This window comes from Roseovarius gahaiensis, from assembly GCF_011601345.1.
Lineage (GTDB): Bacteria > Pseudomonadota > Alphaproteobacteria > Rhodobacterales > Rhodobacteraceae > Roseovarius > Roseovarius gahaiensis.
In genome coordinates, this window is sequence record NZ_JAAORB010000001.1 from 122,483 (window position 1) to 138,913 (window position 16,431).

The 16,431-nt window shown below is 60.4% G+C and carries 20 protein-coding genes; 7 read left to right on the plus strand and 13 right to left on the minus strand.

Going from position 1 to position 16,431, the window contains the following annotated elements; all coding sequences use genetic code 11:
• Window positions 1-55: 55 nt before the first annotated feature.
• Together HAT86_RS00585 and HAT86_RS00590 are read right to left on the minus strand one after the other, a co-directional pair.
• Window positions 56-1,189 carry a carboxylate-amine ligase gene (locus HAT86_RS00585; protein WP_167192648.1) on the minus strand — a complete coding sequence of 378 codons (1,134 nt, stop codon included), beginning with the start codon at window positions 1,187-1,189 and terminating at the stop codon, window positions 56-58.
• A gap of 147 nt (window positions 1,190-1,336) precedes the next feature.
• Window positions 1,337-2,836: a CoA-acylating methylmalonate-semialdehyde dehydrogenase gene (locus HAT86_RS00590; protein ID WP_167192649.1), complete on the minus strand. Its 1,500-nt coding sequence runs from the start codon at window positions 2,834-2,836 to the stop codon at window positions 1,337-1,339.
• Window positions 2,837-2,943: 107 nt separating this feature from the next.
• On the opposite strand from HAT86_RS00590, the gene HAT86_RS00595 reads away from it, so the two are divergent.
• The 3 genes from HAT86_RS00595 (at window position 2,944) to coaD (ending at window position 5,033) form a co-directional block, all read left to right on the plus strand.
• Window positions 2,944-3,840 (plus strand): LysR family transcriptional regulator, encoded by an 897-nt coding sequence (locus HAT86_RS00595; RefSeq protein ID WP_167192650.1) that lies wholly within the window; start codon window positions 2,944-2,946, stop codon window positions 3,838-3,840.
• 58 nt (window positions 3,841-3,898) lie between these two features.
• Window positions 3,899-4,333: a CBS domain-containing protein gene (locus HAT86_RS00600; protein ID WP_167192651.1), complete on the plus strand. Its 435-nt coding sequence runs from the start codon at window positions 3,899-3,901 to the stop codon at window positions 4,331-4,333.
• 208 nt (window positions 4,334-4,541) lie between these two features.
• Window positions 4,542-5,033 carry a pantetheine-phosphate adenylyltransferase gene (coaD, locus tag HAT86_RS00605; RefSeq protein ID WP_167192652.1) on the plus strand — a complete coding sequence of 164 codons (492 nt, stop codon included), beginning with the start codon at window positions 4,542-4,544 and terminating at the stop codon, window positions 5,031-5,033.
• Window positions 5,034-5,066: 33 nt separating this feature from the next.
• Here the strand turns inward: coaD and gap (HAT86_RS00610) are convergent, their stop codons facing one another.
• The 6 genes from gap (HAT86_RS00610) to gap (HAT86_RS00635) all read right to left on the minus strand — a co-directional run bounded on the left by gap (HAT86_RS00610) (window position 5,067) and on the right by gap (HAT86_RS00635) (window position 9,045).
• The gene (gene gap, locus HAT86_RS00610) at window positions 5,067-6,122 is read right to left on the minus strand and encodes a type I glyceraldehyde-3-phosphate dehydrogenase (RefSeq protein WP_167192653.1); all 1,056 of its coding nucleotides are present in this window, start codon (window positions 6,120-6,122) and stop codon (window positions 5,067-5,069) included.
• Window positions 6,123-6,247: 125 nt separating this feature from the next.
• Window positions 6,248-6,391, minus strand: coding sequence for a hypothetical protein (locus tag HAT86_RS00615; protein WP_167192654.1), 144 nt, complete (start codon window positions 6,389-6,391; stop codon window positions 6,248-6,250).
• A gap of 60 nt (window positions 6,392-6,451) precedes the next feature.
• The gene (locus tag HAT86_RS00620; protein WP_167192655.1) at window positions 6,452-6,985 is read right to left on the minus strand and encodes a helix-turn-helix transcriptional regulator; all 534 of its coding nucleotides are present in this window, start codon (window positions 6,983-6,985) and stop codon (window positions 6,452-6,454) included.
• Window positions 6,982-7,521: a cytochrome b/b6 domain-containing protein gene (locus tag HAT86_RS00625; protein WP_167192656.1), complete on the minus strand. Its 540-nt coding sequence runs from the start codon at window positions 7,519-7,521 to the stop codon at window positions 6,982-6,984. Before HAT86_RS00625 ends, HAT86_RS00620 begins: the two co-directional genes overlap by 4 nt.
• 47 nt (window positions 7,522-7,568) lie before the next feature.
• Window positions 7,569-7,820 carry a PepSY domain-containing protein gene (locus HAT86_RS00630; RefSeq protein WP_167192657.1) on the minus strand — a complete coding sequence of 84 codons (252 nt, stop codon included), beginning with the start codon at window positions 7,818-7,820 and terminating at the stop codon, window positions 7,569-7,571.
• A 223-nt stretch (window positions 7,821-8,043) separates the two neighbouring features.
• Window positions 8,044-9,045: a type I glyceraldehyde-3-phosphate dehydrogenase gene (gene gap / locus HAT86_RS00635; RefSeq protein ID WP_167192658.1), complete on the minus strand. Its 1,002-nt coding sequence runs from the start codon at window positions 9,043-9,045 to the stop codon at window positions 8,044-8,046.
• A 196-nt stretch (window positions 9,046-9,241) separates the two neighbouring features.
• On the opposite strand from gap (HAT86_RS00635), the gene HAT86_RS00640 reads away from it, so the two are divergent.
• Complete coding sequence (locus HAT86_RS00640) at window positions 9,242-10,201, plus strand: DUF808 domain-containing protein (protein ID WP_167192659.1); 960 nt, start codon at window positions 9,242-9,244, stop codon at window positions 10,199-10,201.
• A 70-nt stretch (window positions 10,202-10,271) separates the two neighbouring features.
• Here the strand turns inward: HAT86_RS00640 and HAT86_RS00645 are convergent, their stop codons facing one another.
• A complete protein-coding gene (locus tag HAT86_RS00645) occupies window positions 10,272-10,757 on the minus strand; it encodes a flavodoxin family protein (RefSeq protein ID WP_167192660.1) in 486 nt (161 codons plus the stop codon).
• Window positions 10,758-10,867: 110 nt separating this feature from the next.
• On the opposite strand from HAT86_RS00645, the gene HAT86_RS00650 reads away from it, so the two are divergent.
• On the plus strand, window positions 10,868-12,130 hold the full coding sequence (locus HAT86_RS00650; protein ID WP_167192661.1) for a SulP family inorganic anion transporter: 1,263 nt from the start codon (window positions 10,868-10,870) through the stop codon (window positions 12,128-12,130).
• A gap of 147 nt (window positions 12,131-12,277) precedes the next feature.
• Here HAT86_RS00650 and tkt read toward each other — a convergent pair whose 3' ends face one another.
• Complete coding sequence (gene tkt, locus HAT86_RS00655) at window positions 12,278-14,293, minus strand: transketolase (RefSeq protein WP_167192662.1); 2,016 nt, start codon at window positions 14,291-14,293, stop codon at window positions 12,278-12,280.
• Window positions 14,294-14,492: 199 nt separating this feature from the next.
• Between tkt and HAT86_RS00660 the strand changes: the two genes are divergently transcribed.
• Window positions 14,493-14,993, plus strand: coding sequence for a hypothetical protein (locus HAT86_RS00660; protein ID WP_167192663.1), 501 nt, complete (start codon window positions 14,493-14,495; stop codon window positions 14,991-14,993).
• A complete protein-coding gene (locus HAT86_RS00665) occupies window positions 14,993-15,397 on the plus strand; it encodes a cell division protein ZapA (protein ID WP_167192664.1) in 405 nt (134 codons plus the stop codon). Before HAT86_RS00660 ends, HAT86_RS00665 begins: the two co-directional genes overlap by 1 nt.
• Before the next feature lie 77 nt (window positions 15,398-15,474).
• On the opposite strand, the gene grxD is transcribed toward HAT86_RS00665, so the two are convergent.
• From grxD to HAT86_RS00680, 3 genes are read right to left on the minus strand one after another with little or no spacing between them, the layout of a single operon-like run.
• Complete coding sequence (gene grxD, locus HAT86_RS00670) at window positions 15,475-15,837, minus strand: Grx4 family monothiol glutaredoxin (RefSeq protein ID WP_167192665.1); 363 nt, start codon at window positions 15,835-15,837, stop codon at window positions 15,475-15,477.
• Window positions 15,834-16,112 (minus strand): hypothetical protein, encoded by a 279-nt coding sequence (locus HAT86_RS00675; protein WP_196780456.1) that lies wholly within the window; start codon window positions 16,110-16,112, stop codon window positions 15,834-15,836. Before HAT86_RS00675 ends, grxD begins: the two co-directional genes overlap by 4 nt.
• Before the next feature lie 3 nt (window positions 16,113-16,115).
• Window positions 16,116-16,358: a BolA/IbaG family iron-sulfur metabolism protein gene (locus HAT86_RS00680; protein WP_167192666.1), complete on the minus strand. Its 243-nt coding sequence runs from the start codon at window positions 16,356-16,358 to the stop codon at window positions 16,116-16,118.
• Window positions 16,359-16,431 lie beyond the last annotated feature (73 nt).

Below are 16,431 nucleotides of genomic sequence, written 5' to 3' on the forward strand. Positions count from 1 at the left end.
AGCGGGCGGTGTCCATGGCCTGACGGCGGGGTCCGGCATCGGGCGGACGGGATTGTCATAGATCGGCATGATATTCTTCGATCAAGTGTCGCACCACGGCCTGAAGGGCGTGATCGCGATCGTCGGCGGCGTGCAGCGCGTCGGAATAGACCTGTCGCTGCCGCCCCGAACTGCTGCCCGTGCGCAGCATGTCGCGGGCACCTTCGATTTCGGCGAGGGATTCGAAAAATGCAGCATCTTCGGCCAAAAGCCCGATCAGTTCCTCCACCAGATCGCCCATCGGGACGATCTCGCCAAGACCAAAATCAATCAAGCCTTCGCGCACGCCATAGCGTTGCGCGCGCCAGCGGTTTTCGGCCAACAGGAACCGGTCATAGAGCCGCCAGCGTTGGTTTTTCACGGCCAGCCGCCACAGCATTCGGGCCAAGGCCTGCGTGATCGCGGCCAGCGTCAACGCATCTTCCAGCCTTGGCTGAACATCGCAAATCCGTGTTTCAAGCGTGGGGAATTGATGACTGGGGCGCAAATCCCACCAGATTTTGGAACTGTCCTCGATCACGCCCAGATCGACCAGCGCGTTTACCGAGCGTTCGAACTCTCCATAGCTTTCCATGCGCGGGGGCAATCCGGTGCGCGGCAGGTTGTCAAACACGGTCAGCCGATAGCTGCTAAGCCCGGTATCTTGCCCCTGCCAAAACGGCGAGGAACAGCTCAGCGCCAGAAGATGCGGCAGAAAATAGGACAGCTGGTTCATAAGGTCGACGCGTCGGTCGGGCGGGTCGATGCCGACATGTACATGCATGCCGCAGATCAGCATCCGCCGCACGACACCAGCCAGATCACCCGCCAGCATGTTGTAGCGGTCCTTGTCGGTGTGCGTCTGGTTGCGCCAATCGGCAAATGGATGGCACGCGGCGGCAATGGGTGCCAGATTATACTTGGCCGCGCAGGCCGATACGGTGGAACGCAGGCGTTTGAGGTCATCGCGGGCTTCGGCCACATTGCGACAGACCTGCGTGCCGATCTCGATCTGACAATTCAGGAATTCCGGGCTGACCTGATCTTGCAATTGGGTTTGGCAGTCTTGCATCAGCCCATCGGGCGCATCGGCCAAGGCGAGGCTGTCACGGTCAACCAGAAGGTATTCTTCTTCGATGCCGATGGTGAAATCGGGATGTGTCAGGGCCATGATGCGCCCCCTTGTAACAACAATCGGGGTGTTCACTTGAGCACGCCGGGGCCGGATCGGGCAAGAGGCAAGTTGGCCAGCCCAGATATGAAAAACGCCCGCCCCGGATCGGGGCAGGCGCTCATCTTCCGGTCAAGGCAAGATGGATCAGTCCATCGCTTTGAAGTTGAATTCGCCGCCTTCTTTGATGCCTGAGGGCCAGCGCGAGGTGACGGTTTTGGTGCGGGTGTAGAACTTGAAGGCGTCGGGGCCGTGTTGGTTAAGGTCGCCAAACATGGATTTCTTCCAGCCGCCAAAGGTGTGATAGGCCAGCGGCACCGGGATCGGGACGTTGACGCCGACCATGCCGATATTGATCCGGGCAGCAAAATCGCGGGCCGCATCGCCATCGCGGGTATAGATCGCGGTGCCGTTGCCCATCTCGTGATCCATCGCCAGCTTGAGCGCCTCTTCGTAAGACGCCGCGCGCACGGTGCTTAGCACAGGGCCGAAGATTTCCTGCTGGTAGATGTCCATATCAGGCGTCACCTTGTCAAACAGGTGCGGGCCGACAAAGAACCCGTTCTCGTAGCCTTGCAAGGAAAAGTCGCGACCATCCACAACCAGTTCCGCGCCCTGATCGACGCCCGATTGTATCAGCCCAAGGATTTTTTCCTTGGCCGCGGCGGTCACGACGGGGCCGTAATCCACGTCATTGCCAGCCGTAAAGGGGCCAACCTTCAGCTTTTCGATGCGCGGCACCAGCTTTTCGATCAACCGATCAGCGGTCTCATCGCCCACCGGCACAGCCACGGAAATTGCCATGCAGCGTTCGCCCGCCGCGCCATAGCCCGCGCCCACCAGCGCATCAGCCGCCTGATCCATATCGGCATCGGGCATGATGATCATGTGGTTCTTGGCCCCGCCAAAGCACTGCACACGCTTGCCGTTGGAACATCCCCGCCCATAGATATATTCGGCAATCGGAGTGGAGCCGACAAAGCCAACCGATTGGATCACCGGGTTATCAAGGATCGCATCCACCGCGTCCTTGTCGCCGTTGACGACTTGCAGCAGCCCCTTGGGCAGCCCGGCCTCTTCCATCAATTCGGCCAGCATCAAGGGCACCGAGGGGTCACGCTCGGAAGGTTTGAGGATAAAGGCGTTGCCGCAGGCCAGCGCCGGGGCGAACATCCACATCGGGATCATCGCCGGGAAGTTGAAGGGCGTGATGCCCGCCGACACGCCAAGTGGCTGTTTCATCGAATACATGTCGATGCCGGGGCCCGCGCCATCGGTGAATTCACCTTTCAGCAGTTGCGGCGCGCCAATGCAGTATTCCACAACTTCCAGACCGCGCTGAATGTCGCCCTTGGCGTCGGGAAAGGTCTTGCCATGCTCTGACGACAGGGCCTCGGCCAGCTTGTCCATGTCGCGGTTGAGCAGGCGGACGAATTCCATCATCACCCGCGCGCGGCGCTGTGGGTTGGTCGCGCCCCATGCGGGCTGTGCGGCGGCGGCGATGTCGACGGCCTTGTTCAGCTCTTCGGTCGAGGCCAGCGGGCATTTCGACTGCACTTCGCCGGTGGCCGGGTTGAAGACGTCGGCAAAGCGGCCCGATGTGCCTTTGACATGTTCGCCGCCAATGTAATGCGTAAGCTCTTTCATGAGAATCCTCCCTCGGGTTCAAGTTTCCCGCAGTGTAGTCTTGCAAATATTGATGTAAAACACGCAATATCTCAAAAGCGTCATGCAAAAATGCAAAGGCTGTCGTGATGGATGTACAATGGGACGATCTGCGAGTGTTTCTGGCCGTGGCCCGCGCCGAGAGCTTATCGGGCGCGGGGCGGATGCTGCGGATTGATCCGGCCACCGTGGGCCGCCGCATTGCCCGGCTTGAAACCGATCTGGGCGCGCCGCTGTTTGCCAAATCGCCCATGGGTTATGCGCTGAGTGACGCAGGCCAACGCCTGATGTCGCACGCCGTGCGCGTCGAACAGGCGGTTGAAGGTGTGGCCGAGGAAATGGCTGGGCAATCGGGCGGGCTGACCGGACAGATCCGCATCGGCGCGCCGGATGGGGCGGCAAATTTCGTGCTGCCACAGGTGTGCGCCCGGATCGCGCGCGATAATCCCGATCTTGAGATTCAAATCGTTGCGTTGCCGCGTGTGTTCAACCTGACCCGGCGCGAGGCGGATATGGTTGTCGCGGTCAGCCCGCCCACGGCCGGGCGGCTGAGCGTGCAAAAGATTACCGACTATCACCTGCATCTAGCGGCACACCGGTCGTATCTGCGCCAGCACGATCCGATCACGCAATTGTCCGATCTCAAAGGTCACCGGTTGGTCGGCTATATCCAGGACATGATTTTCGACAAGGAACTGGACTACCTGAGCGAAGCCGGGGTCGAGCGTGTGAACCTCGCTTCGAACTCGGTGGCAGTGCAGGTGAACTGGATCAGGCAGGGCGGGGGCATCGGCGTTGTGCATGATTTCTCGATCCCGTGGTTTCGCGGGCTGCGCAAGCTTCTGGTCGGGGATTTCACCCTGACGCGCAGTTTTTACCTTGTGCGTCACGCCGATGATCGACGGCTTGAGCGCTTGAACCGCTTCGCCGCCGCCTTGGTCAGCGAAACCCGGACCGAGGTGGCGCGACTTGAGGCACTGACTTGACAGAATGCCGCAGATCGTAAACGCTGATCCAACGGTCATTTTTTCGGAGGGCCCAACTATGCTGGTGCAGCAAATCCTGAAATCCAAAGGTGACGATGGTGTGATCACGGTCACGCCGGGCACATTGGTCGCGGATGCGGCGCAGATTCTGGCCGAGCGCCGGATCGGCGGTGTGATCGTCTCGCGCGACGGCTCCACCGCTGATGGCATCCTGTCCGAGCGCGATATCGTCCGCGCCTTGGCGGTCAAAGGACCGGGCTGCCTGACCGAGACAGTCGACATGATGATGACCCGTAACCCCGTGTCCTGCACGCGGCAGGACAGCTCGGATCAGGTTCTGTCGCGTATGACTGACGGGCGGTTTCGTCACATGCCGGTGGTCGAAGATGGAAAACTGATCGGACTCGTGACCATCGGCGACGTGGTCAAGGCGCGCCTGCAGGAACTGTCGATGGAAAAAGATGCCCTGCAAGGCATGATCATGGGGCACTAGCCGCACGGAAACGCTCGCGTTTCGCCGCTTCATTGTTCCAAAAATACTCCGGGGGAGTCGCCGCCTGCGGCGACGGGGGCAGCGCCCCCCAAACCGGTCGCCACATCTGCCATAGCATCCGCCAATACCGCATGACGTATTTCTACGTCTTGCAATCTTGCGCGCAATCTTGTTGCGTGCGCAGCAAGACAGAAAACGGAGCGGCATCATGCGCATCGGATTATACCCCGGCACTTTCGATCCCATCACGTTGGGCCATATCGACATCATCCGCCGCGCCGCCGCGCTTGTGGATCGGTTGGTGATCGGGGTTGCGATCAATCGTGACAAAGGCCCGCTTTTCCCGCTGGAAGAGCGGGTTGCCCTGATCGAGGCGGAAGCCGCCAAGCTATCTCAGGATATCGGCACCGAGATTGTCGTCCATCCGTTCGAGAACCTGCTGATCGACTGCGCCCATGATGTCGGCGCGCAGTTGATTATTCGTGGTCTTCGGGCGGTCGCGGATTTTGAATATGAGTTTCAGATGGTCGGTATGAACCGGACTTTGGACAACTCGGTCGAGACAGTGTTCCTGATGGCAGATGCCACTCATCAGGCTATCGCCAGCAAGCTGGTCAAGGAAATCGCCCGCTTGGGCGGGGACACCAGCAAATTCGTGACCCCCGCAGTCCAATCGCAGTTGATGGCCAAATTCGTGTAAAGGCCGGGCAGGGTGCTGCCCGGCCGGTCACGCTTATACGTGTTCGGGGGTCCGCGTCGTGGTGTTGTGACCCGCGCCGCCTTTGCTGTGCAGGGCGCCCATGGCGGCGGCCGTGTCGACCATCCGGTTCGAAAAGCCCCATTCGTTGTCATACCAGCTGAGAACCCGGCACATCGTGCCGTCCATGACCCGCGTCTGATCGGTGGCAAAAACCGAGCTGGCTGGATGGTGGTTGAAGTCTGATGACACCAGCTCACGGTTGGTGATGTCCAACACCCCGGCCAGAGGGCCGTTTTGCACCGCGTTTGCGATGGCTTCGTTGATTTCCTCGGCGGTCGTGTGACGCGCGGCTTCGAATGTCAGGTCAACGGCGCTGACATTGGGGGTCGGCACGCGAATGGCGGTGCCGTCCAGCTTGCCAGCCAGATCGGGCAGCACCAGCCCCACGGCCCGCGCTGCGCCGGTCGATGTGGGGATCATGTTCAGCCCTGCGGCGCGGGCGCGATACAGATCCTTATGCGCGGTGTCCAGCGTGGGCTGGTCGCCGGTGTAGCTGTGGATCGTGGTCATGAACCCCCGCGTGATGCCGATGGCGTCATGCAGGGCCTTGACCATCGGGGCAAGACAGTTGGTCGTGCAGGACGCGTTTGAGACGATCAGGTCATCCACAGTCAGCGTGTCGTGATTGACGCCATAAACAACGGTGCGGTCCGCGCCCTTGGCGGGGGCCGAGACCAGCACCCGGTTTGATCCGTTGTTCAGGTGCTTGGCCGCGCTGTCGCGGTCGGTGAACAAGCCGGTGCATTCCAAGGCGATATCGACATCGTCCCACGGCAGGTCGGACGGGTCGCGCAGGGCGGTCACCCGGATTGGCCCGCGCCCGACGTCAATGCTGTTTTCCTGCGTCTGGATTGTGCCGGGAAACCGACCATGGACGCTATCGAATTCCAGCAGGTGGGCATTGGTTGCAACCGGGGCCAAATCATTGATCGCAACGATTTCAACATCAGTGCGGCCCGACTCCACGATGGCGCGCAATACGTTTCGTCCGATCCGGCCGAACCCGTTGATGGCAAGTCTGATTGGCATGGTTTTCTCCTGCGTGTTTGTTAGCGCTAACAATTCCAGTCAACCGGGTGTATAATCGCCGCGGCCACGATCCGTCAACAGGGGGCTGCTCAAAATTGCTTAGCCAGCGGCAAGCCGCGCGCAGATCAGCGCCAAAAGGCCATCCACTCGATCATGTCGGTCAGCTTTCGGGCCAGAAACAGGGTGCCCGACCAGTCAAACTGAGTGGCATCAATCCCCAAGCCGATCAGGATGATCACGCCCAGCCCGACAGAGGTTGCGTTGGTCATGCTGTACTTGCCTTTGCGATCCACGATTGCGCCCCTAGATGCCAGAGCGCGCCGCGCAAGTCACGCAGGTTGTTGGCGGGGCTTGATGTCCGAGGGCATCAGCGGAGCGTTCAGAAGATCGTCGATCAATACACTGAGGAGGCCACCGCGCCCTGTCACCCCGGCCTTGCGATAAATCGCGTTCAATTGAGACTTCACGGTGCCTTGCGCCGCGCCTCTTATTGCGGCGATTTCAGCAATCGAGAAACCCTTGATCGTGAATGTCGCCACGTCTTCCTCGGCCGGGGTCAGGCCCCATGTGCGAAAATGCGCTTGCATGATGTCATGAAATGCCCCCGCCGCGACCGAGACTTGCTGTTCAAGATGCGCCTTGCGCCGCAAAAGACGCATGAGATATCGGGTTTCAAAGACCACCGCGACAATCAGGCCGAACGCGGCCAGCGCTTCGATGGCAATGTGCAAATTGATCAGCGCACGCAAGCCATCAGGCCGTGTATCCTCCAGAACGTCCCATAGGAAAAACCCGGCGCAAAGCGCCTGCACGGCAATCAGGAAAATCAGTGCGCCGGGGCGGTCAGGGTGGGTTTGTTTCATCTGACCAAGTTTACGTTGTCTGGGATGGTTTTGATACCCGTTACCATCGCTCGTGGCAGATTTACCCCCGTGCGCCAGCTTTCCCAGACCACCGCCACGATGTGCAGCACAACCGAAATTTCGGCCCATATCACCAAGGCTTCGTGGGTGTCTTCCACCCAGTCCACGCCCCAGAACATGTTTGTGGTCATCATGTAGCCGGTCGCGCCGATGGCCAGCATTGTCGCCATCAGGTTCACGATCATCAATGCGCCTAGCGGCGTATGACCCAGATGTGTGCGCCGGCGCTGTGTGGCTATATCGGTGACTTGTTCCATAACTGCGGCAGGGCCGGGCAGGAAACTTGCGAACCGCGCGGTGTGTGGTCCGACAAGCCCCCAAAGGATACGCGCGAGCACAAGGGCGACAACGGCGTAACCGACCCATTCATGCAGCTTACTGTCATCGTCGACAAACAGGGCGTTCGCGGCAAATCCGATCACAAGTGACCAGTGAAAGACCCTGACGAACGGATCCCAGACTTTGATCTTGGTCATGGCAATCTCCGTTGTGGGGCGGGGCCGGGCGTGCCGGCCCCAAACCGTCAATCATCAATTTCGGTTTTCACGATGCTCAGATCTCTGTTGAGGTAGATTTCATAGCGGGCACCGTCCTTGAGGGCGTAGGCCTCGTACATGCCGTCCTCCATCTCGATCTTGCGCACGTCATAGCCCTGCGCGCTTAGCTGCGCCTTGATCTGCTCGGCTTTGGCGGGGTCGATTTTCATATAGTCGTCCGAGGCCTGCGCCATGCTGCCTGCGGTGATGGCAAGGGCCAGTGCGATGATGCGTGTCATGATGTGTCCTTTCGGGGGATGTTGATTGTGTTGATCACAGGGCGCGTTGTGGCCCGCGATGACACCGAAAGTGACGGGAACGGCGTGCCGCATCCATTGACCTAAGGTTCATTTGGCCCGCCTATAACTCAGGTTGATGGGCGCATATCCCGGCAATGGGCACTAAAAAACCCCGGCGCGGATGCACCGGGGTTCTGTGATTTTAAAAGGGTTGAGACCGTTTTTAAGACAAGCGGCCCATGGCCACGGCCACATCGGCCATGCGGCACGAAAAGCCCCATTCGTTGTCATACCATGCCAGCACCCGCACCAAGCGCCCGCCCGTCACTCGTGTCTGATCGGGCGCAAAGATCGAGCTTTCCTCGGTGTGGTTGAAATCGACGCTGACCTTTGGTTCGGGATCATAGCCCAGAACACCTTTCATCGGGCCTGCGGCGGCTTCGGCGACCACGGCGTTCACATCCTCGGCCGTCACGTCTTTCTTGGCGACGAATGTCAGGTCCACGGCCGAGACGTTGGGGGTTGGCACGCGAATGGCCGAGCCGTCCAGCTTGCCCTTGAGGTCGGGCAGAACCTCGCCCAAGGCCTTTGCGGCACCGGTCGAGGTGGGAATCATCGACATCGCGGCGGCGCGGGCGCGATACAAATCGCTGTGCCGGCGGTCCAGCGTGGGCTGATCGCCTGTATAGGCGTGGATCGTTGTCATGATGCCCGACTCGATGCCAATCGTTTCGTTCAGCACCTTGGCCAGCGGGGCAAGGCAGTTGGTGGTGCAAGACCCGTTCGAGATCATCCGCTCATCAGCTTGCAGGTCGTTGTGGTTGACGCCGTAAACCACAGTGCGGTCGACGTTCTTGCCGGGGGCCGACAGCAGCACTTTACCGGCGCCGCGCTCAAGATGCTTTTGGGCTTTCAGGCCGTCGTTAAAGTTGCCGGTGCATTCCAGAACCACATCGACACCCGACCAGTCCAGCGCATCCATGTCATAGGTGGAATACATCTGCATCGGCCCACGGCCCAGATCCATGGTGCTATCGCCAAGCGTGATCTCATGCGGGAAGCGGCCATGCACGCTGTCGTATTTGAGCAAGTGCGCTGCGGTTTCCAAAGGGCCTGTGGCATTGACCTTGACCACCTTGATATCGTTGCGGGTGCTGGCCGCGATATGGGCCAGCGTGCAGCGGCCGATTCGGCCGAAACCATTGATGCCGACGGTGATGGTCATGCGTATCTCCTGCGTTTTCGGGTTGTCTGCGATATAGACGGCGCGACACTGTGCTGAAAGGTGAAAAACGGCAATTTTAGCGCTATCTCAATATGTTAGCGGTAACCGTTATCGCAAAACCAAGCGATCCATGGCAGGGCTTGACATGATGGCGCTAACGAAGAACTAAAGGACAGCGGCAAGCAAAGGGGTTGGTATGAGTGGATTGATGGCACTTTTGGACGATGTGGCAGGCATCGCCAAGATGGCGGCGGCGTCGGTAGATGACGTGGCCGGGCAGGCGGCCAAGGCCGGATCAAAGGCCGCAGGCGCGGCGATTGACGATGCGGCTGTCACGCCGAAATACATGCAAGGCTTTGCGCCGGCGCGCGAATTGCCGATGGTCTGGCGGATCGCGCGGGCCTCGGCGTTCAACAAGCTGGTGTTTTTATTACCTGCGGGGCTGGCATTAGCGGCCTTTGCGCCGTGGCTGATTCCGCCCTTGTTGATGCTGGGCGGTGCGTATTTATGTTTTGAAGGCGCAGAAAAGATTGCCCATGCGCTTGGCTTTGGCAAGGGTCATGGTGGCCCCGACGGAAGCCACACCGAAGGCGATGCCACGCATCTGGAAGAAACCAAGGTCAAAGGCGCGATCAAGACTGATTTCATTCTATCCGCCGAAATCATGACCATTTCCTTGGCTGCGATCCCCGAAAGCAATTTCTGGATGGAGGCCGCCACGCTGGCCATGGTTGCGGTCGGAATCACGGTTTTGGTCTATGGGGCCGTGGCCCTGATTGTGAAAGCGGATGATGTGGGGCTGTTCATGGCCGAGCGCGGACGCTGGGGCCTGACCCGCGCCATCGGACGCGGGATCGTGCATGCAATGCCTGCTTTTATGAAACTGTTGATGATCGTCGGCACGGCGGCGATGCTATGGGTGGGCGGCTCGATCATTCTGCACGCTTTGGACCAGATGGCGGTTTCGGCACCGTATGACTGGGTTCACCATGTCGCTGTCGCCGCGGCGCAAGGAACGGGCAACTGGCAAGGCGCGCTTGAATGGGGCGTGACCGCCGGTCTGGACGGGGTGTTTGGCCTTGCGCTTGGCGTTGTCTTGATTCCCATTGGGGTGAAAATCATCAAACCGCTTTGGACCAGCGTGATGCCGGCCTGAGGCGCGTGTTCGCCGTGATGACGAAGCCGTATCTATACCAAAGCAGGCCGGGTTTCTGGTGGAACGCGCGTTAGAACAGGCCCATGGCCAAGCCCGCCGCCAGCGCCTGCCCGATGTCGCGGCATTTGGCCAATTCGTCGTTGGGGATCGTTTTGGGCGCAAGGATATCCTCGGGCGATTGGGCGTGGGTGCAGATGATCAGCGCCTCTTGCACCGCACGCAGCCGCCAGCCTTGGGCGATGCGCGCGGTTTGGCGCACGGCGTTTTCGCCATCGGACCCGGCACAGACCATCTGGACGTAGGCGCGGCCCTCGATCCGGCCCAGAACGGGATAATAACAACGATCAAAGAAATCCTTCATCACGCCTGACAGTGCGGCAAGATTTTCGGGCGCGCAGAAAAGATAGCCATCGGCGGCCAGCAAATCGTCGGGACCGGCCTGATCGGCAGGTTTCAGGACGGTTTCGGTTTCGCCTTTCGCGGCGTCATGCGCGGCCTGCGCCATCTGCTGACTGCCGCCGGTGCGTGAGTGGTAGATGATCAAAAGCTGTGCCATTTGGAGAGCCTAGCCGGTGTGACAGGCTGAGGCCAGAGACACAGGCCAATGATATGGGATGCAAAACCAATCGGCTTGCAGCCGTTGGATACCGGACGCAAAGTGTTGACATGACGCCCAAGATTTTCACCACGTTGCAAACCTATGACCGGCAAACTTTTGGTGCCGATCTTATGGCCGGGATCACCGTTGCGATGGTGGCTTTGCCGCTTAGCCTTGCGATTGCGATTGCATCGGGTGCAGCGCCCGAGACAGGGCTGGTGACCGCGATTGTAGCGGGTGGGTTGATTTCGGCCCTTGGCGGAAGCCGAGTGCAGATTGGCGGGCCAACCGGCGCCTTTATCGTGGTCGTGTTTGGCGTGATTGCCGAGCATGGCTATGACGGGTTGGTTCTGGCGACGCTGATGGCTGGGGTGATCTTGCTGGTGGCGGGGCTGTTGCGGGCCGGGCGGTTGATCCGGTTGGTGCCCGAGCCGGTGATCAACGGGTTCACCATCGGCATTGCAGTGGTGATTGCCACCAGTCAGATCAAGGATCTCCTGGGCCTTTCATTGCCCGAAGTTCCGGCGGAGTTTTTTGGAAAGCTGGCTGCGTTATGGGGCGCGCAGGAAACGTTGAACGCGTCGGCGCTGGCCATTGGTCTGGTGACCATGGGGCTGATCGTGGGCTTGCGGCGGGCGTTTCCGCGCTTTCCGGGCTTGATCGTGGCGGTTGGGCTTACATCAGGGCTGGTGGCGCTGATGGGCTGGCCGGTGGACACCATTCAGTCGCGCTTTGGGGCTTTGCCACAGGCTTTGCCTGTGCCGTCTTTGCCCGAGATAAGCCTTTCACGGATCAAAGAGTTGCTGCCTTCGGCGCTGGTGATCGCGTTTCTGGCCGGGGTTGAATCGCTGTTGTCAGCGATGGTGGCCGACCGGATGATTGGCGGGCAGCATCGACCGAATGCCGAGTTATTGGCGCAAGGGGCGGCCAATCTGGGATCGGGCCTGTTTGGGGGGCTGCCCGCGACGGGTGCGATTGCCCGAACCGCGACCAATGTGCGCGCGGGCGGCAAGACCCCGGTGGCGGGGCTGGTTCATGCGGTGGTGATCCTGATCGTGATGCTGGTGGCCGCGCCGCTGGCCGGGTTCATGGCGATGCCCGCGCTGGCCGGTTTGTTGATCTTGACAGCTTGGAACATGAGCGAGCCGCACCGTTGGCGCGGCTATCTGAAAGAGCGGCGCTCGGACCGGTTTTTGATGATTATAACGTTGGTTCTGACGGTGGTGACCGATCTGGCCTTGGCGATCGGGGTTGGCGTGGCGCTTGGGCTGGCAATACGGTTGCGGCGGCGCAATGTGCCCGCGTCAGAGTGGGAAACTCCGGACAGGTGAGGGATGTAAATAGCCGGGGCTTGCATCGTTTCCCCGGTTTGGCTGATTTCATGGCGGGCTCAGCAGTGGATGGGCAAGGTCTGATAACGGAAAAAAAAGGCCCGGACGTTGCGCGCGTCCGGGCCTTTTCTTGTCAGTGCGCCGCGATCAGAGCAGGGATTTGGCCTTTTCGGCCACGGCCTGCGCGGTGATTCCGAATTTTTCGTAAAGCGTGCCTGCGGGCGCGGAAGCGCCAAAGCTGTCCATGCCGACAAAGCCGGCTTTCGTCTCGCGGCCCCGCTCGCCGCACAGCCAGCGATCCCAGCCTTGCTGCACCGCCGCCTCGACGCCGACGCGGACAGGGCCACCGGGCAAGACGCGTTTGCGGTAGGCCTCGTCCTGATCGGCGAACAATTCCATGCAGGGCATCGAAACCACACGGGTGCCGATGCCGTCGGCCTGTAGCAGATCGCGGGCCTGCATGGCGATTTCCACCTCAGAGCCGGTGGCGATCAGGACCGCCTGACGCTTGCCTTCGGCGTCGGCCAAAACATAAGCGCCCTGTTCGGTGAGGTTCTTGTTCTTGTGCTCAACCCGCAGGGTGGCCACGCCTTGGCGCGTCAGTGACAGCACCGATGGCGTGTCCTTAGAGCGCAGGGCGATTTCCCATGCTTCGGCGGTTTCCACGGTGTCGCAGGGGCGGAACACATAGGTGTTGGGGGTTGCGCGGCTGATGGCCAGATGCTCGACCGGTTGGTGGGTCGGGCCGTCTTCGCCCAGACCGATGCTGTCATGGGTCATGACGAACACGGTGGGAATACGCATCAGCGCAGCCAGACGCATCGCCGGGCGGGCGTAGTCGGTAAAGCACATGAAGGTGCCGCCATAGGGACGGATGCCGCCATGCAGCGCCATGCCGTTCATCGCGGCGGCCATGCCGTGTTCACGAATGCCCCAGTGCACGTAGCGGCCCTTGCGGTTGTCCACGTCAAACACGGTCATGTCGCCCGAACGGGTGTTGTTCGATCCCGACAGATCGGCCGAGCCGCCGACGGTTTCGGGCATGACCGGGTTGACCACCTCTAGCACCATTTCGCTGGATTTACGGGTGGCCACCTTGGGCTGCTCTTCGGAAATCTGTTTCTTGAGGGCCTTGATACGGGCCGACAGGCTTTTGGGAACATCCCGCGCGAAGATGCGGGCGAATTCCTTCTGGCGACGCTCGGGCATCTCCGACAGGCGACCCTCCCAGGCTTCGCGGTCCGCGCCACCGCGCGATCCGATGGCCTCCCATGCCGATTTCACCTCAGCGGGCACTTCGAAGGGGCCATGAGGCCAGCCATAGGCCTCTTTCGCGGCGGCCAGTTGGGTGGCGTCGGTCAGCGCGCCGTGACCCTTGGAGGTGTCCTGCGCGGCGTGGCCAAGGGCGATATGCGTGGCGCAGGCGATCATCGTCGGCTTGCGCGTGGTCTTGGCCGCGGTGATGGCTTGATCAATCGCTGCCGGGTCGTGGCCGTCGATTTCCAGAACCTGCCAGCCCGCAGCGCGGAAGCGTTTCACCTGATCGGTGCGGTCCGCCAGATCGACGGTGCCGTCGATGGTGATGTTGTTATTGTCCCAGAACACGATCAACTTGCCAAGGCTATGGCGACCGGCAAGGGTGATGGCCTCTTGGCTGACGCCTTCCATCAGGCAACCATCCCCGGCGATGGCGTAGGTGTGATGATCAACCAGTTTACGGCCAAAACGAGCCCGCAGCATTTCTTCGGCCATGGCAAAGCCGACGGCGTTGGAAATGCCCTGACCCAAGGGACCGGTGGTGGTCTCAATCCCCTTGGCGTGGCCGTATTCCGGGTGGCCCGCCGTGATCGCGCCCCACTGGCGGAAGTTCTTGATCTGCTCAAGCGTCATGTCCTGATAGCCGGTCAGGTGCAGCAACGAATACAGCAGCATCGAGCCGTGCCCCGCCGACAGGATAAACCTGTCGCGGTCAGGCCAGTCGGGGGTGGCGGCATCAAATTTGAGGTGCTTTTCAAACAGCACGGTGGCGACATCGGCCATGCCCATTGGCATGCCGGAATGGCCAGAATTTGCGGCGGCCACAGCATCCAGCGTCAGGGCGCGGATTGCGGCGGCTTTGGTCCAGTGATCGGGATTGGAAGTGCGCAGGGCGGCGATATCCACGGGGTCATCCTTTGATTGGCAGTCTTCAGCCGCTGAATATCAGGCCGGGGTCAAAGATCAAGCATGCCGGGCGCCCATGGTGGCATGCATTGGCATAGGGGGGCGCATTTCGTTGCGCCATTCGCTAAACTTGGGTCCAAAGCGGCCCACAAGCGATTCGCGTGGCCGCGACCCGAGGCAAGCAGGGGAATCGCCACGAATGAGCCAGATCGACGAATTACAACGCAGGATCATTGCAGCACTGGACCGGATCGGTCAGGGGCTTGAAGGTCAGCAGGCCGGGCCCGACGTGCAGGAAGTTGAGACACTCAAGCAGCAGTTGGAGGATGAACGACTGGCCAGTGCGCAATTGGAAGAGCGTCTGAAAAAGCTGCGTGACAAGCAGGATGCACAGGCCGAGGTTGCGGCCCGCGCACGAGATGAGTTGGCCAGCAAGATCGAAACGCTGGATCGTGACCTGCAATCGTTGCGCACGGCCAATCAGCAATTGCGCGAAAACAACGCGACCCTTCGCGAGGCCAATGCCGCAGGCGTGGCGGAACCGCATCTGATCAACAAGGCGATGTTGGCCGAGCTTGAAGGGCTGCGCGCCACTCATGCCGCCGATCAGGCCGAAGCCGATGCCATTCTGGCCGAGTTGGGCCGCATTCTGGACGCGGGGGCCGCGACAAACGATCAATCCCAGTCGGAGGACGCCTGATGCCAGAGGTCGAGATTGAAATCGGTGGCCGCACGTTCGAGGTGGCCTGTCAGGAAGGCGAAGAACACTATCTGAAGGCGGCGGCCAAGATGTTGGATGAAGAGGCTTCGGTTCTGACCGCGCAGATCGGGCGTATTCCCGAGGCGCGCATGCTGTTGATGGCCGGGCTGATGTTGGCCGACAAGACAGCGGGCGTGCAGGACAAGCTGCGCGCGATGGAGGACCGCATGGCCGAAAAAGAGGCCGAGTTGGACCAGTTGCGCAACGCGCCCGCGCCCGAACCGCAGCATATCGAGGTGCCGGTGGTGCCACAGGCAGTGACGGATGCCATGGCCGAGATTGCAGCGCGCACGGAATCCTTGGCCGATCAGATTGAAGGCGGGGCCGAGAAACGCGATCCCTGAGAGGTTTGCGAGATGCAAAAGAAAAACCCGGCCACCAACAGGTGGGCCGGGCTTTGATGTTCAGTGCGCCTGATGAGTCAGGCGTTGGCCTCACGGATTTTGTCGGCCGCGTCTTTGTCGAAAGTCACGCCGTTGTCCGCGAACAATTGGTCAAGCTCGCCCGACAGGGTCATTTCGGTGATGATGTCGCAGCCGCCCACAAACTCGCCTTTGACGTAAAGCTGCGGGATGGTGGGCCAATCAGAATAATCCTTGATGCCTTGGCGGATATTTTCATCAGCCAGCACGTTCACATCCGCGAACTCCACGCCCATGAAATTCAGCACTCCGGCCACACGGCTGGAAAACCCGCATTGCGGCATATCCTTGGTGCCCTTCATGTAAAGCACGACGTCGTTTGCTTTGACGGTTTCGTCGATCTGGTTTTTTGCGTCGGTCATGATTTGATGTCCTGTGCGTTGGTGTCTTGGTCCGATGCATCGGAGGCCGTTTGCTCTGCGTCGGGTGTGTCTTCGGGGTCAAAATCTTCGGGATCGAACCCATCGTCGTCGTCAGGCAGCGCCCCGACATGGGTGGTGTTGGTTTCTGGATCGTAGGTCAATCCATAAGAAGACGGGCCTTCGCGCTTGAATCGCCCGTATTCGTGCCATGCGGCATAAATGAACACCAAGACGAAGGGTGTCAGCAGAAAGAAGACGATGGTCCGTACATCCATTGGTTAGTCAGGTGCCTTGGTTGTCAGGGCCAGCGCGTGCAAGTCGCCACTGGGGCCATCCATCTTGCCCTTAAGCGCGGCATAGACGGCGCGCTGTTGCTGAACCCGGTTCATGCCTTTGAAAGCGGCGTCCACGACCTCGGCGGCGTAGTGGTTCCCGTCGCCTGCCAGATCGGTGATTTTAATTTTGGCGTCGGGAAATGCAGCGCGGATCAAATCCTCGATTTCCTGAGCTTGAATTGGCATGCGGGATCTCCTGTTGCTCTTCTTCCAAAAGATGTAGAGCGCGGCTGCGTGGCGTGCAAGAGCGGGCAGGGTC

Excerpts from the sequence above, each read along its gene's own strand:
- HAT86_RS00600 (WP_167192651.1), top strand. The coding sequence starts at position 3,899 with ATGCTGGTGCAGCAAATCCTGAAATCCAAAGGTGACGATGGTGTGATC.
- HAT86_RS00660 (WP_167192663.1), top strand. The coding sequence starts at position 14,493 with ATGAGCCAGATCGACGAATTACAACGCAGGATCATTGCAGCACTGGAC.
- HAT86_RS00645 (WP_167192660.1), bottom strand. The coding sequence starts at position 10,757 with ATGGCACAGCTTTTGATCATCTACCACTCACGCACCGGCGGCAGTCAG.
- coaD (WP_167192652.1), top strand. The coding sequence starts at position 4,542 with ATGCGCATCGGATTATACCCCGGCACTTTCGATCCCATCACGTTGGGC.
- gap (WP_167192658.1), bottom strand. The coding sequence starts at position 9,045 with ATGACCATCACCGTCGGCATCAATGGTTTCGGCCGAATCGGCCGCTGC.
- HAT86_RS00665 (WP_167192664.1), top strand. The coding sequence starts at position 14,993 with ATGCCAGAGGTCGAGATTGAAATCGGTGGCCGCACGTTCGAGGTGGCC.
- HAT86_RS00680 (WP_167192666.1), bottom strand. The coding sequence starts at position 16,358 with ATGCCAATTCAAGCTCAGGAAATCGAGGATTTGATCCGCGCTGCATTT.
- HAT86_RS00625 (WP_167192656.1), bottom strand. The coding sequence starts at position 7,521 with ATGACCAAGATCAAAGTCTGGGATCCGTTCGTCAGGGTCTTTCACTGG.
- HAT86_RS00675 (WP_196780456.1), bottom strand. The coding sequence starts at position 16,112 with ATGGATGTACGGACCATCGTCTTCTTTCTGCTGACACCCTTCGTCTTG.
- HAT86_RS00585 (WP_167192648.1), bottom strand. The coding sequence starts at position 1,189 with ATGGCCCTGACACATCCCGATTTCACCATCGGCATCGAAGAAGAATAC.
- HAT86_RS00630 (WP_167192657.1), bottom strand. The coding sequence starts at position 7,820 with ATGACACGCATCATCGCACTGGCCCTTGCCATCACCGCAGGCAGCATG.
- HAT86_RS00595 (WP_167192650.1), top strand. The coding sequence starts at position 2,944 with ATGGATGTACAATGGGACGATCTGCGAGTGTTTCTGGCCGTGGCCCGC.
- gap (WP_167192653.1), bottom strand. The coding sequence starts at position 6,122 with ATGCCAATCAGACTTGCCATCAACGGGTTCGGCCGGATCGGACGAAAC.
- HAT86_RS00620 (WP_167192655.1), bottom strand. The coding sequence starts at position 6,985 with ATGAAACAAACCCACCCTGACCGCCCCGGCGCACTGATTTTCCTGATT.
- HAT86_RS00650 (WP_167192661.1), top strand. The coding sequence starts at position 10,868 with ATGACGCCCAAGATTTTCACCACGTTGCAAACCTATGACCGGCAAACT.
- HAT86_RS00615 (WP_167192654.1), bottom strand. The coding sequence starts at position 6,391 with ATGACCAACGCAACCTCTGTCGGGCTGGGCGTGATCATCCTGATCGGC.
- HAT86_RS00640 (WP_167192659.1), top strand. The coding sequence starts at position 9,242 with ATGAGTGGATTGATGGCACTTTTGGACGATGTGGCAGGCATCGCCAAG.
- grxD (WP_167192665.1), bottom strand. The coding sequence starts at position 15,837 with ATGACCGACGCAAAAAACCAGATCGACGAAACCGTCAAAGCAAACGAC.
- HAT86_RS00590 (WP_167192649.1), bottom strand. The coding sequence starts at position 2,836 with ATGAAAGAGCTTACGCATTACATTGGCGGCGAACATGTCAAAGGCACA.